The 14,623-nt window shown below is 38.0% G+C and carries 11 protein-coding genes and 4 pseudogenes; 7 read left to right on the top strand and 8 right to left on the bottom strand.

Translation table 11 applies throughout. The annotated features are described in order from the left end of the window. Positions 1–5: 5 nt before the first annotated feature. Positions 6–725 (bottom strand): flagellar hook-basal body complex protein, encoded by a 720-nt coding sequence (locus tag AACK98_RS04100; RefSeq protein WP_339040191.1) that lies wholly within the window; start codon positions 723–725, stop codon positions 6–8. A 761-nt stretch (positions 726–1,486) separates the two neighbouring features. Between AACK98_RS04100 and ltrA the strand changes: the two genes are divergently transcribed. Then, on the top strand, positions 1,487–2,803 hold the full coding sequence (gene ltrA, locus AACK98_RS04095) for a group II intron reverse transcriptase/maturase (protein WP_339040189.1): 1,317 nt from the start codon (positions 1,487–1,489) through the stop codon (positions 2,801–2,803). Positions 2,804–3,154: 351 nt separating this feature from the next. On the opposite strand, the pseudogene tnpA (AACK98_RS04090) reads toward ltrA, so the two are convergent. The 5 genes and pseudogenes from tnpA (AACK98_RS04090) to rpsD form a co-directional block, all read right to left on the bottom strand. Beyond that, positions 3,155–3,556 (bottom strand): annotated as a pseudogene (gene tnpA / locus AACK98_RS04090) (IS200/IS605 family transposase); the annotation flags it as partial. 124 nt (positions 3,557–3,680) lie between these two features. Then, positions 3,681–4,674: pseudogene (locus tag AACK98_RS04085) on the bottom strand (IS481 family transposase). A 679-nt stretch (positions 4,675–5,353) separates the two neighbouring features. Then, positions 5,354–5,941, bottom strand: a complete 588-nt coding sequence (recR, locus tag AACK98_RS04080) for a recombination mediator RecR (protein ID WP_339040187.1) — start codon at positions 5,939–5,941, stop codon at positions 5,354–5,356. Beyond that, positions 5,941–7,329 (bottom strand): glutamate--tRNA ligase, encoded by a 1,389-nt coding sequence (gltX, locus tag AACK98_RS04075; protein ID WP_339040185.1) that lies wholly within the window; start codon positions 7,327–7,329, stop codon positions 5,941–5,943. The genes recR and gltX overlap by 1 nt, the downstream gene beginning before the upstream one ends. Positions 7,330–7,998: 669 nt before the next feature. Then, positions 7,999–8,614, bottom strand: a pseudogene (rpsD, locus tag AACK98_RS04070) (30S ribosomal protein S4). Between the two features lie 226 nt (positions 8,615–8,840). On the opposite strand from rpsD, the gene AACK98_RS04065 reads away from it, so the two are divergent. The 6 genes from AACK98_RS04065 to AACK98_RS04040 all read left to right on the top strand — a co-directional run bounded on the left by AACK98_RS04065 (position 8,841) and on the right by AACK98_RS04040 (position 12,288). Next, the gene (locus tag AACK98_RS04065; protein WP_339040183.1) at positions 8,841–9,257 is read left to right on the top strand and encodes a hypothetical protein; all 417 of its coding nucleotides are present in this window, start codon (positions 8,841–8,843) and stop codon (positions 9,255–9,257) included. Continuing rightward, on the top strand, positions 9,220–9,498 hold the full coding sequence (locus AACK98_RS04060; RefSeq protein ID WP_339040181.1) for an IS1 family transposase: 279 nt from the start codon (positions 9,220–9,222) through the stop codon (positions 9,496–9,498). Before AACK98_RS04065 ends, AACK98_RS04060 begins: the two co-directional genes overlap by 38 nt. Positions 9,499–9,540: 42 nt before the next feature. Next, positions 9,541–9,780: a hypothetical protein gene (locus AACK98_RS04055; RefSeq protein WP_339040179.1), complete on the top strand. Its 240-nt coding sequence runs from the start codon at positions 9,541–9,543 to the stop codon at positions 9,778–9,780. Between the two features lie 180 nt (positions 9,781–9,960). Further along, positions 9,961–10,467, top strand: a complete 507-nt coding sequence (locus AACK98_RS04050) for a hypothetical protein (RefSeq protein ID WP_339040177.1) — start codon at positions 9,961–9,963, stop codon at positions 10,465–10,467. Positions 10,468–10,518: 51 nt separating this feature from the next. Continuing rightward, positions 10,519–11,022 (top strand): SCO4402 family protein, encoded by a 504-nt coding sequence (locus tag AACK98_RS04045; RefSeq protein ID WP_339040175.1) that lies wholly within the window; start codon positions 10,519–10,521, stop codon positions 11,020–11,022. Positions 11,023–11,133: 111 nt separating this feature from the next. After that, entirely contained in the window at positions 11,134–12,288 is a 1,155-nt protein-coding gene (locus AACK98_RS04040) for a LysM domain-containing protein (protein WP_339040173.1), read from the top strand. A 217-nt stretch (positions 12,289–12,505) separates the two neighbouring features. On the opposite strand, the pseudogene tnpA (AACK98_RS04035) reads toward AACK98_RS04040, so the two are convergent. Beyond that, positions 12,506–12,907, bottom strand: a pseudogene (gene tnpA, locus AACK98_RS04035) (IS200/IS605 family transposase); the annotation flags it as partial. 394 nt (positions 12,908–13,301) lie between these two features. Then, positions 13,302–14,513, bottom strand: a complete 1,212-nt coding sequence (odhB, locus tag AACK98_RS04030; protein WP_339042462.1) for a 2-oxoglutarate dehydrogenase complex dihydrolipoyllysine-residue succinyltransferase — start codon at positions 14,511–14,513, stop codon at positions 13,302–13,304. Between the last annotated feature and the right edge of the window lie 110 nt (positions 14,514–14,623).

Here is a 14,623-nt window from a genome sequence, read left to right as displayed (position 1 = left end):
AAGCTTTAACCTCCTTGTTTACTCATAGCTTTATAAACTCCTTGTGAGAGTCTATAGTTATTGTTAATCATATTATTTGCAGCCTGCATTTGATTATTCAGTTCAAGCATTCTTGCCATTTCAGTGACAGGCACTGTGTTGGACTGTTCCAATGTTCCTTGAATCACTCTAAAATTTTCTGCAGGAAAAGCAGGCATATCTGAGAAAAACATATTATTTCCACTTTTTCTGACAAAATGTAGATCTGGAAAATCTACTACAGCTATATTTCCCCTTTCTTGGTCATTTGCCATCACTCTACCGTTTTCCATTATAGAAGGCGGATTATCTGTTACATCAAAAGCTATTGTGTCACCCTCAGAAGTGAGCACAGGATGACCATCTTTATTTACGAGAGTACCATCAGAATTTATGGTAAAACTACCGTTTCTTGTATAACGCACACCCTCAGGAGTTTGCAGAGCAAAGAAACCTCTGCCAGCTATAGCCAGATCAAATGGCTGCTTTGTAGGCTTAAAAACACCTTCTTGAAATAGTACAATCGTACTTGCATCATTTGGGAAAGTTGTTTTATCGAGTACGTCGTTAGTTAAAAATTGCTTGAATAACATTTTGTCTTGCTTAAAGCCAACAGTCCCTGCATTTGCCATATTGTTGGTTGTTAACTGTATATTATCCAATATCCCTACTTGGTTTGTAAGTGTACTGTAAACCGTATTATCCATAGGCAAAAATAGCAAATTTACAAGTTATAGCTTAGCAAAAAGCATCAATAATTAGAGACACGCATAAACAAGGTTGTTTAGTGTATAAACACATCAAACACAAATCAGATTAAATAGTAATTCTATCATATCCACACAAACACACCCTAAGATAGCAGGTTACACTAAAGGGATGCAATATCAATACAAATTTGATAGTTAGTTATGCTTTTTAATTTGTGTTCTAAACTCGATTTGCGATCATGCGCGGTTGTGTGTCCAGAGAAACTGGTATGTACAGTAGGTGCAAGTCCTACTGGGTTAGAAGTTAGAGACCTATAGCTAGGATGGCACGTTGCGAGAAATCAAGATGTGAAACCCATCGACAAACTTACCTATAGGGTAAGAGCAAATTATCAGGCCGCAGCGAAAGCGAACACATAGGTGGCCTCGAAAATGAGTAGCCCTGAAGGCCGAGCTAACGACCGTGTAGTGAAGGCAGTATGTTCAACTGAAAACTAACTGATACAGTTGGACACTTCAGCGGGGTGGTAGTGGCAGCATGATAATAAGGACATACAAAGCGACTGGAGAAGTCCTCCTCATCCCGAGAAGAAATTTCTCGGAGCAAGGTAGATTCTATAACTAGAAACACTAGGAAATGAGTCAAAGATGAGAGGATGGCGGATGGGTGTGTATTAGCGAAGAAGCAGTGTAATGGCTGTGGAGTGAAGGCACCCTACTGATAATACTGTTCCAACAACAAGGGAGGTAAAGACGAAATGATAAAAACGTCTATAGAATTACAAGACCTGAGAAGGAAGATATATACCAAAGCTAAAGCTGAGAAGCAATGGCGATTTTGGGGATTATATGTACATGTGTGTAAAATAGAAACGTTAAGGGAAGCTTACAAGCTGACTAAAGATAACAAGGGAGCTCCTGGAATAGACGGAGTTACCTTTGAAATGATAGAATCAGTTGGAGTTGAACAATTTCTAGCAAGCATACAAACAGAATTGCAAGCGAGGACCTACCATCCTGAAAGGAAAAGGGTTCAAGCAATCCCTAAGGATAATGGGAACAAGATGAGAAAGTTATCTATTCCGACTATCAAAGATAGAGTTGTAGAGGTAGCACTAAAACTCATTTTAGAACCAATATTTGAAGCTGATTTTCAACCTGGGTCATATGGATATCGTCCTAAACGAACTGCAGCTGAAGCTATAGAAAGAGTTACGGTAGCGGCAATTAAAGGCAAGACAAGAGTAATAGATATAGACCTACACTCTTACTTTGACACGATTGCTCACGCAGAGCTATTTAAAAAGGTAGCAGAGCGAGTCAATGACAGAGATGTCATGAGGCTACTAAAACTGATAGTCAAAGCAGGAGGGAAGAGAGGAATATCGCAAGGTGGACCGCTATCACCCCTTTTAAGCAACGTCTATCTAAATGAGGTAGATAAGATGCTGGAAAGAGCAAAAGCAGTGAGCAAGCTAAGAGATGGCTATGAGCACATAGAATATGCTAGATGGGCTGATGATCTGATCATACTAATTGACGGCTATAAGAAATGGCAGTGGTTAGAGAGAGCAATCAATATAAGGCTAAGACAAGAACTGTTGAAAATAAATGTCACACTAAACGAAGAGAAGACAAAGACAGTCGATCTGAAGAATGGTGAAACATTTAGCTTTTTGGGTTTTGATTTTAGACGAGTAAAAACTAAACAAGGTAAAATTGGAATCCGTAAGACGCCTAGAATGAAAGCACGCACTGCTTTATTAAAGAAACTAAAAGAAATATTCAGCAGATATGTATCGCAACCAGTTGATAGAGTAACAGAACTTATCAACCCGATATTACGAGGCTGGATAAACTACTTTAGGATTGGCAACTCTAGCCGTTGTTTTGGATATGTAAAGGACTGGGTAGAGAAGAAAGTGAGACGTCATTTAATGAAGTCGCGAAGATTACAAGGTTTCGGCTGGGCAAGGTGGAGTAAGAGGTATTTGTATGAGAAGGTGGGATTGTATAACGACTACCAAATTCGATATTACAGGCCTGTGAAAGCAACAACAGCAGATAGGCCATAAGCTTTGATAAGAAGTTATCAGGAAAGCGTAGTACGGGAAATCTGTACGCTACGTTTGACGAGGCGGGCGATGGAAACGGGGGATAATAAAACTCTACCGCGCCATTGCTCGACCCTACCACACTTAACCAATTCTTATCAAATAATTATGTTATATGATCCAATATTTTAAGATGGATTTTAAAAAACGGTCGTGTATTCAATGCGTTGATTAGTCTTTAAACATAATATTCTCGTTCAATAAATGTTACGATAATTCTGTCATTTTTACTTCTACTGTTGCCATCAATTACTACCGGCTAAAGCGCGGTAGTTTGTGTAACGCTTGCAAAGCAGATTAAAAGCGTAAACGCTAAAACTCTGATATTCTAAAATCATCTTTTTTGTGATGTTCCTCATGCTGTTCTATATATTTTTGCACTTCTTCTGAATTCACATTGCCAACTGTCACAACAAAATACCCTCTGGCCCAAAGATGTTGTCCACAATACCGCTTACGGAGCAGTGCAAATTCCTGTAGCAACTTACGACTACTTATACCTTTAATATATTGCACAGCTTTAGATATTGATATACTAGGCGGAACCAATGCTAATATATGTACGTGATCAGGACTCATACTACCACTAATTATATTTATGTAATTAGCAGCACATATTTCTCGGATTACTTCCCTAGTTCTAATCGCAACTTGCCCAGTTAAAACTCTATACCTATACTTAGTACAAAATACTATATGATACTTTAGGTCATATAGGCTGTGGGATCATCTCCTATATTCCATTCGTCCTCCCTTAGCACATTTCCTAGATAACTAATACTAAAGTGTTCGCCTAAAGGCGAGGGTGTTAACCATATCACATATAACTACATAAATTTTATATCTGCTTGTCAGTTAAGTTTTGACTGTCAGATATGTAACTGAGATACAAGATTTCATTATTCTTTTCCACAGCTAACTTTTTACTATCCAAAAAAGTTTGCATAGGTGTTTTTCCATAACAATATTTACCAGAATGAGGTCTTTCATTGTTGAAATATTCTAACCAAATATCAAGATCTAATTGCAAGTCATCCAATGATGTATAAATCTTTTTACGCATAGCTGTATCAAAGAATTCTTGTTTTATAGTTTTATTAAAACGTTCACACATACCATTAGTTTGAGGTGAATATGCTTTAGTTGTTGTATGCTCTATACCTTCTATACTGAGAAATAACTCAAAAGCATGATGTTCTATATTTCCCTTATATTCTCCTCCACGATCTGTAAGAATACGAAGCATCGGTATCCCTTGACTCTCATACCATGGTAACACTCGATCATTTAGCATATCAGCAGCAGTAATCGCAGTTTTGTCAGTATACAGTTTAGCATCAGCAAATCTACTGTAGCTATCAATAAATACCTGAGCATAAACCTTTCCTATCCCTTTGAAATTGCCTACATAATATGTGCCTTGGCAACCTAAATAACCTGGATGTTGTGTCTCAATTTCTCCATGTGCTTCTTTTTCATTACGGCGTTTCTCTAGTACTTGCAGCTGTGCTTCGGTCAATATAATACCATCTTGGGCCATCTTAGCTTCTAAGGCTTTCAATCTTTTATTGATATTATTCAAATCATTACGTAACCAAATCGATCTTACTCCTCCAGGAGAAACAAGTATACCACTCTTCTTCAGCTCATTTGATACTCTAAGTTGTCCATATGCTGTACTCTATCGCCATATCAACTACTGCTTTTTCTACTGCAGGATCTACTCTATTAGCGATTATTGGCTTCTTGCGACTTATCTCGTATAGCGCTTCTTCTCATCCTGTTTCATATAGTTCTTTAAATCTGTAATGGCTATCTCTACTATAACACATTGCCTTACATGCAGATTATATACTACCAAGGCTTTTTGCCAATTCAAGTAAACCTAGTTTCGGTTTGATGATTTTTTGATTTAAGTTCATTGCTTATCTCCATTTAATAACTAATTTAATTTACTAAATGTAAGAGCCACACGAAGTTGTCGGCGCATCTGCAAACATTGATCAGGTGCAAAGTATAATAGAAGGGCTTAGTGCATATATATGGGCAGCAACACCTAAAGTATTAGCAACTCTGAATATTACAGTGAACAGTAAAGTAATAGAAGAGGCTGTAAAACATTTATATTCTAAGACACCTCTTGTTTACCGCTCTATACCACGATGCTTTACCAGATAATTTATACGCACACTAAAAGTCTCAGAAGCTGTATAAAATGGTGTTTTAAGTCCGTAAGAAAATGTTAGAATAAGCGCAAAAAACTTACTGATTTTGTGAAAGTAGCATTTTACAGCATAGAGCCAATTAATATATCCAAAAATTAGCGCAGGGCAGATCTAAAAGCTAATTTTTGTGCATTTAACTTCTACGCAAAAATTATTACTTAACAAAATCCATAAGATTTTTGGCAATTTTACCACTTTTTCTGCTGGATTTATGCGTACCATAATTGCTTGCAATCAAGATAAATCCTATGTCCTTTAGAGTTATGACGCAGGCGACTTTGTGAAATTAAAAATTCTGCCTAAGTTGAAATGCAACATTTAGTGTACCATCATCCATATATTCTAATTCTGCACCTATTGGAATTCCATGAGCCAGTTTTGTGATTTTTATATTGAGCCCAGTTAGCATTTCTGCTATGTAATGAGCGGTTGTTTGCCCCTCTAGTGTTGAGTTTGTGGCGAGTATGACTTCTTTGATCTCTTTCTCCACAACTTTATTTTTAATTGCAAACATGTTGAGAGTTTCTGGAGTACGATTATCAATTATTGATAAATTACCGCCAAGTACATGATAATGACCGTTATACAGCTTGCTGCGTTCTATCGCCCAAAGTTCCGATATACTCTCTACAACACATAGCACTTCAGCATCTCTCTCCATATCACTGCAAATTCCACAAGGCGAAACATCATCAAAATTATTACATTCTACGCATCTTTTAATGTCTTGAGAGGAACTAGCAAAGAGTTCTGAAAGACGCATCATCTTTTCTGGGTTTTGTAGTAGGTAAATGAATAATCTTCTAGCAGACCTCGGACCAAGCCCAGGCAATTTTGATATTAATGCAATTGTGTTATCTATAATCTGAGGCATCACTTTAACTCATTAATTCTACGCAATACCTCCTCTTTTCCGAGAACTTCCATAAATTCATAAATTCCTGGTGACTCAAAAGTGGCAATAATAAATGCTCTCAAAACTTGCATAACTAGTGCTGGTTTTATGGATAAAATCACCGCAACATTCACACCAATTGACTTCAAATTCCCAGCATCCCACTGTTTACACTCTGTGTATTCAGCAATAAGCTTCTGTATAAGCTCAGATCCACTATATGCATCGATCAACTCTTGCGATCTTGGATCAGTAGGACTTTTTTTCTCAATATATAGACATGCAAGGTCTGTTAATTGCTTCAAGGTATTTGCTCTTGTCTTGATTAGTTGCATTCCGGATAAAATCTTATCACTTACAGAACTGTTTTCAAGTAACAAACCGATTTTTTCCAACCTTTCTTTGAGTAAACCTAGAAGCTCAAAATCGTCTTTATGCTTGATATAATGTGCATTAACGTAATTTAATTTTTCTAAATCAAATCTAGCTGGAGAGTGAGTAATGTCAGAGAGCTGAAAGATTTCTGACACATCTTCTTTGGTAATTAATTCTATATCTCCTTTGCCCCAACCAAGCCTTAACAAATAATTGCACATAGCTTCTGGTAGATAACCCATTTCTCTGTATACATCTATTCCAAGAGCTCCATGCCGCTTTGAGAGTTTAGTACCATCGCTACCGTGTATTAGCGGTATATGTGCATAAGATGGTCTTTGCCAGCCTAGTGTATCATATATCTGGAGCTGACGAAACGTGTTTGTAAAATGATCATCCCCACGAATAATATGATTTACGCCAGAATCATAGTCATCAACAACTACAGCAAGCATGTATGTTGGAGTCCCATCTGACCTAAGTAGAACCATATCATCTAAGCTGTCGTTAGGCACAGAAACTCTTCCGTGCACGGCATCTTCCATTTCAGTTGAGCCATTTAGCGGTGCTTTTAGTCTTATGGTATATTTACCACTAGAAACATTACTATCTTTATCTCGCCATACACTACGAAACCTAATGGATGGATTACGTATTTTTGCATCTTCTATTTCTTGTGGACTCATATAGCAACGGTAAGCTTTCCCCATGCTAAGCATCATCTCAGCCACTTCTCTGTGACGCTCTACGCGGGTAGACTGCATCACATACTCTCCATCCCAAAATAGACCAAGCCATTCCATTCCACTCAAAATCGCATCAATAGCCTGCTTTGTAGATCTTTCTTTATCAGTATCTTCAATACGAAGCAAAAATCTACCACCAACAGACTTGCTAAAAAGCCAGTTAAAAAGTGCAGTACGCGCCCCACCGACATGAAGGAAACCCGTAGGAGATGGAGCAAATCTAGTTACTACTTGGTTAGATGTCATATTTGTTGTTTTGATTGGATATTGGATGCTACATTATAAGTTATCACTGACTAAAAAGCTTCCAATGCAGAGAAAAGTGACTGTGTTTAGTATGGAATTCATTATATATACTCGCTATATTTCAAAATTGGCGCATTAAAGATTGCTCATTATGTAGCCCATCCGTCAAAAATTGATTTGCGCAAGCAAATAAATTGTTGTGAAAAGTTAAATGTACAAAAATGAGCTTGACAGCAGCTCTGCGCTCACTTCCTGAGATATCATTTGTCCTGTACCTAGCAAATACTACTTAGGTACTGCCGACAAAGCCTCTTGCGCAACCCTTTTTGGTCTGATTTCCAAGTATTACTTCATTAATTTCTTCGCAAATATACCATAAAATCCTTAAGATTTTTGGCAATTTTACCACTTTTTCTGCTGGATTTTCGGGGCGCCATAATCGCTTGCAGCTAATATAAATCCTCCGCTTCGAAAGTTATGACGCAGGCGACTTAGTAAGGTCCATGCTACTTAAATATCTACCCATGATAGATGACGATTTAGCATTTATTCAGTATATACGAAGTGAGACTTCAAAAAAGCTAGGCAGAATGTGATGCACATGTATACATAATACATCAATATATATGCAGTATTTACATACTCTTGGCGTGCAAGTGAAATCAGCTATTATCTTGAGTAAAATTCAATGACAAGATGTGGCTCCATCTGCAATGCATATGGAATTTCCTCAAGCACAGGTGCTTACATATCTTCCAGATAATTTACTTTGATCAAACTCTATATAATCAGGAATAGATCCAACGCTTTGCAAAGCAGATTGAATTATTAGAAGATTTTTTGAGCATTCTCTAACTTCAACAACATCTCCTACTTTAAGTCTGTAGCTAGCTATGTTCACCACTTTTCCGTTTACCATGACATGCTTATGGTTCACAAACTGACGCGCAGCAAATATAGTAGGAACAACTCCCATTCTATAAATAAATGCATCAAGCCTAGACTCAAGGAGAGCTACTAAATTCTGCCCAGTATCTCCCTTTCTTCTAACCGCTTCTGCATATATGCCGCGGAACTGGCTCTCAGTAATATCTCCATAATACTTCCTGAGCTTTTGCTTCGCTTTAAGCTGCTCTCCGTAATCGCTGAGCTTTCTATATCCCATGGAACCGTGAACACCTGGCGGATAATTTTTATTGTTGTTTACAGGGTCTTTTACAGAACCCCAGAGACTTGCCCCTAGCCTACGGCTAATTCCGAACTTTCTATTATGACGCTTAGACACAGCACCTCAAGATAAAACTGATTGATAATTGCACTTAAAATCCTCCCTTCTACCAAGGAATGACGGAGAAGATTTTAAATTTAAGAGTCCACTTTGTCAATTTGAGAGTTTTCACAATTAGATAGAAGTATGATATGATCACTTTTTTAAAAACTAAAGAGTGGTTTTATGGTTTGTTGTAAGGGATGTTGCTCTGATATCTTTGTAAAGAATGGCATTGTGAGGGGTGTACAGCGTTATAAGTGCAGATCATGTTCTAAATTTTGTTGAGGGCGATCTGGGCAAGAAGCCTCAAACAGCTGTTAAGAAAGCATTATGCGTTATGCTATATAGTCTTGGTATGGGCTCTTTTTCTATGTTAGGCAAGATATTATGGCATTCGCCGTCCATAATTTATCGCTGGGTAGTAGAGGTGATGGGCAAGACTCAGGAGCCAGTTGTCTCTTCGGATATTATGGAGATGGAATTCGACGAGATGTGGCATTTTATTGGTTCAAAAAAAACAAGCTTTGGATCATTAAAGCGGTTGATCGTAGTACAAGGAGAACCGTTGCCTGGGTTACAGGCAATCGTGATACTGCAACATTCCAAAAGCTCTACAAAAAGTGAGTCATCTGAAAGAATGTCATTTTTATACGGATGATTGGGATGCTTTTTCTAAAATTTTACCCAAAGAGCGTCATACAATTGGAAAGTCTGGCACAGTATGTATCGAGAGAGATAATAGCAACACGCGACATCATTTAGGCCGAATGACACGGCGTACTAAAATCGTTTCTAAAAAAGAGTCAATGGTATACGGATCCATCAAGCTTTGGTGCGCTCTTACTATTACACAAATATTCAAACAATATCAAGAACAGTTCTTATCTATCTTTATGTGAAAACTCTCAAAATAATCACGTAATGATAAATAATGGGAAATGATGAAAGTAGGATATATAGGTAAAATCATTTCTGGAGATTACAGTCCTTATGGTGAGATCTTGATAAAAGATGATACAGCAGAAAGTGGTGGGTACTACATATATATTTGGCCAAAAGATGGTACAAAGTGGCCAAATTCAAAGCATGAAATTATGTATGATGTATGGCTTGAAGATTGTAGTAAAATTCAGCAATATTTCAGTTATAGAAAATGGGTTATAGACTTGGATAATAAGTAGACCATATGTTGATTATATAAAAGAGATTTGCTTCTCACCTCAGAGAAAATGCTGCTATTATTGCTGATTATATAAATGCTGCATCTGAATATGCTACCTCTAAAATTCCAGATTCTATAAAAAGCGCCTATGAAGCATTTTTAGCTGGCACTACCCTTGAAGAGCGGAAATTCTTAGAATATGCGACTGCAGGTGCTGCCGCAAAAGGCTTTAAAGCTTTTCAGCAAAGCTAGCGGGCCAAACAAGGGACATAAGGACTTTGAGGGTGGTGGAAAATCTGCTGATACAGCAGGTTATAAAGATGTTGGTGAACATCGCTTTAGTGAAAGTGTAAAACAGGATTTATCTTCAGCACTTAGATCTGGCGATAGAGATAAAATACATGATACACTAAACAATGCTGGTTGGAAGGTTGACAAAAAGGTTATTGATAAGATTCCTGAGCATTTGGTGAAAACTGAAGGCAAGTTGGCCGATTCATTTAAAAGCCAAACTAACCCTAGAGGAGGGATAAAGTTTGAAACTAAAAGCGATAACATAAGAATAATGGAAAATAAGCCAGGTGGTCAGCCAGCTCAGCAACAGGATTATGTTAAGATTGTAAGTGGTGGCAAGGTGATTGGAAGGGATGGGAATGTTATTAGTCAAAAAGATTTTCCAAATCCTGCTTCCTGCTACACATCCTGATGCTCATATACCATTAAATGAATGGCTAAATTGGAAGGAGTGGAACAAAAGATGAGTGATGATGACATGATAAAAGGTGTTAAGCTTGCAGAGAGAAGAGGCGAATTAATTGTGAATCTTCTATACCTCTCAGACGTAGAATACCAAATGCGAAAGTGGGTTAATCCTAAGTGTGACAGTCAAGGCAGACATAATAGCTTTAGTAATGAAATTGACTTTACATTTGATTTTTTTGACGATTTAAACTTACTAGGTGATGACTTAGATGAGATAAAGCGAGATCAGTATGATGCAATAGGTTGGTATTTGAAGAGCGACAAAGAGGTAGAGATTATATGTGCAGTGGCAGAAGTGTTAAGATTGTTGTGTCATAACTGCTACACCAATGAAGAATATCTTTCCTCTCCGCACTTGGCACTTCTTCGAGAAAGAAGTGCCAAGGCATTTCATATTTTTATGGAAAATGAGAAGGATAATGAGAAGTTTTGTCAGTGGCTATATGAATATATAGGTAAACTTAATGAAGAATTTGGAAGACCTGGCTGGAGGCCTTGAAGTTTAATAAAAACTAATGTTGTTCTTGAAAATATAACGTGAGGTGCGTTAGGAGTTGGCATTCACAAGGGTTTTCTGCTTACAATGGGCCTTATTAAGGCATCTGAAGTTATGGATAGTGTTATAAGTGATTCTAAGTCTGCAATTAAGCAAGTTCATGCATTTGGAATGAGTAGCCGTGATTTAATGTCAAATAAGCTGGCCCGCGAATTTGGAGATGAGACTGGCAAAAGCCTGATGACAGCGCTTTCTGAGCAGGGTTTTATACAGTCACAGGAAATTGATTTTGCCTCTTGCGGCAAGTTTTCGGATGTGAAGCTTGAAGAGAAGCTCGTTGGCTATGAAAAAAGTTTGGTGAGTACGTGTAATTATATAGGCAAGCTGAAGCGCTCTAACTTTTACGAGGAAGTTGCTAGATTCCGTGGGCACCTTGAGAGTCTTTTTATAGGCAGCATCATCTCGACATGGAAGAATGACGTAATCTCGCCCGTTGCAGGGACTCTTGGTTCTATGGCTGGAAATTTTGCATATAACAAGATAAACAAGGCATTTGAAGAGAGGGCAAAACTTGCTGAAAGTCCAAGAGGCTATCAAGAGGAATCTAAAGAAGGTTTAAATAGAGAAAAGAATAAAGAGAAATCTAAAGAAGAATCAAAACGCCAGAAGCTTGATCCTGAAGATCTGATCAATAAGGGCAGGGCAGCGGGCGGCGACAAAGCAAGAGCTAATGCAGATTCCAAGGGCGCAGGTAGAGGAAAGTCTGAAGGCGGTCCTAAAAAATACACAGTTAAAACTGGAGATACAGTTTCAGAAATTGCTCAAAAGTTTGGTGTAAGCACAGATGAACTCATAAAAGCCAATCCGACCCTTGCAAATAACAGAAAGACAGACGCATATGGCCGTGATATGATCATAATCAAACCGGGTGAGAAGATTGTTATTCCTGGTAAGGCTGGAGCTGGAAGTACATCTGGTGGTAACACTGGTGGCAGCAAGCCAGATCATGGATACGGCCCTGAATACAGAAAACCTGATGCTGAGAAATCTGAGCCGTTCAACGATAACAGGAAGCCAGAATCAGAACAGAAGCAGGGTGATGCTGCGGAAAAACCTGATGCTGGGCATGGTCCTGCTAATGATGAATTTTGGTGGTGCGACTCAGGTGTAACTGGCCTTTGCGTTGCGAGCAAAGAAGATGCCAAAAGAGCCGAAGAATCGCTGAGGGAGGGCGCACGTAAAATTGGCTCTATAATATTGGCTCTATAATAATAGCTGGAGAGTCTTTAGCTATTGAGCAGCTTGAAAAGCTTTTTGACAAGCTAGAGCAGATAAATCCAAAATTTGCTTCTCACCTCAAAGAAAATGCTGCTATTATTGCTGATTATATAAATGCTGCATCTAAGATTCCAGATTCTATCAATTACTACCGGCTAAAGCGCGGTAGTTTGTGTAACGCTTGCAAAGCAGATTAAAAGCGTAAACGCTAAAACTCTGATATTCTAAAATCATCTTTTTTGTGATGTTCCTCATGCTGTTCTATATATTTTTGCACTTCTTCTGAATTCACATTGCCAACTGTCACAACAAAATACCCTCTGGCCCAAAGATGTTGCCCACAATACCGCTTACGGAGCAGTGCAAATTCCTGTAGCAACTTACGACTACTTATACCTTTAATATATTGCACAGCTTTAGATATTGATATACTAGGCGGAACCAATGCTAATATATGTACGTGATCAGGACTCATACTGCCACTAATTATATTTATGTAATTAGCAGCACATATTTCTCGGATTACTTCCCTAGTTCTAATCGCAACTTGCCCAGTTAAAACTCTATACCTATACTTAGTACAAAATACTATATGATACTTTAGGTCATATAGGCTGTGGGATCATCTCCTATATTCCATTCGTCCTCCCTTAGCACATTTCCTAGATAACTAATACTAAAGTGTTCGCCTAAAGGCGAGGGTCTTAACCATATCACATATAACTACATAAAAAACGCCTATGAAGCATTTTTAGCTGGCACGACCCTTGAAGAGCGGAAATTGTTGCTATTATGCCTAAATTGCTACATGTCGTCTTTTGAGTAATTAAAGATAATAATCAATTTAATCCAACATTTACTGCTTGACTCTTAAGACAGTATCAAAGTTGGTTTTGGCAGGTTTTGCTACTTTTTCTGCTGGACTTTCGGTGCGCAATAATTACTTGCAATCAAGATAAATCCTATGTTCCTCAGAGTTATGATGCAGGCGACTAGCTAGTAACTTATATATTTAGTAATAATCTTTCTGGGTGTTCTACAAGTTCTTTGATGCGTACCAAAAAGGTTACTGCTTCTTTTCCGTCTACTATTCTATGATCATATGAAAGAGCTACATAAGTCATAGGACGTATCACAACCTGACCTGCCATTGCGACTGGGCGTTCTACTATATTATGCATACCAAGTATTCCAGATTGTGGTGGATTGATTATAGGCGTCGATAAAAGCGAGCCATATATACCACCGTTTGTGATGCTGAAAGTGCCACCTGTCATATCAGACATACTCAACTTTCCATCTCTAGCTTTCTTCCCAAGCTTTGATATTCTGGTTTCTAGTTCTGCAAATGAGAGTTTATCAGCATCTCGTACAATAGGTACAACAAGACCTTGTTCTGTCCCAACTGCCACTCCAATGTCATAATAATATTTATATATTATATCATCTCCTCTTATCTCGGCGTTCATATTTGGAGATTCCTGCAATGCTATTACTACAGCCTTGACAAAAAACGACATGAAACCCAACTTGATAGAATGTTTTTCCTTGAACTTCTCTTGATATGTTTGGCGTAATCTGATTACTTCAAACATATCAATTTCATTGAATGTTGAAAGTATAGCTGCAGTATTTTGAGAATCTTTCAGTCTTTTTGCTATAGTCTTGCGAAGTCTTGTCATCACTACTTTTGTTTCTGTTCTTCCGCCTTGAGCAGAGCTGACTAGGACGTCCTCTTGTGCGGATTTTACAGTAGGTACACTTATAGTAGGAGAATTTTGGCTTTGTATGACATCGCATTTTGTGATACGGCCAGACCTGCCGCTGCCATCTATAGATGATAGATCTATGTCATTGTCTGCTGCAATCTTGTTTGCAGCTGGCGATGCTATAACTGTATCCTGTTTTGTCTTTGCATCTGAAGAAACTTGCGGTATTGCCTTTGGAGCTGCTATAGCTTGCACACTAGTATCTATAGAACCAAGAAGTGCACCTATATTTACTGTTCCCCCTACATCAATTGCAATTTCGCTTAGTACTCCAGAGTTTGGAGCGCTTACCTCAAGCGCAACTTTTTCCGTTTCCAGTTCCACCAATAATTCGTCTACAGTGACAGCTTCACCGATTTTTTTATGCCACTTTGCCACAGTAGCTTCTGTTACTGATTCCCCAAGTGGAGGGACTATGATCTGAACGCTATTTTTAGAATCTGACATTTGCTAAATGAATATGAATTAAACTTAAATGTTACTAATTTTTATACTAATCTCATGCTCTTCTAAGCAATAATATAGTAGATATGAAACAACTATTGCATATTTTTTAA

The sequence above is a fragment of the Candidatus Lariskella endosymbiont of Hedychridium roseum genome, assembly GCF_964020185.1.
Lineage (GTDB): Bacteria > Pseudomonadota > Alphaproteobacteria > Rickettsiales > Midichloriaceae > Lariskella.
The sequence above is the reverse complement of the archived record's forward strand: the minus strand, read 5'-3'. Positions and strand labels throughout refer to the sequence as shown.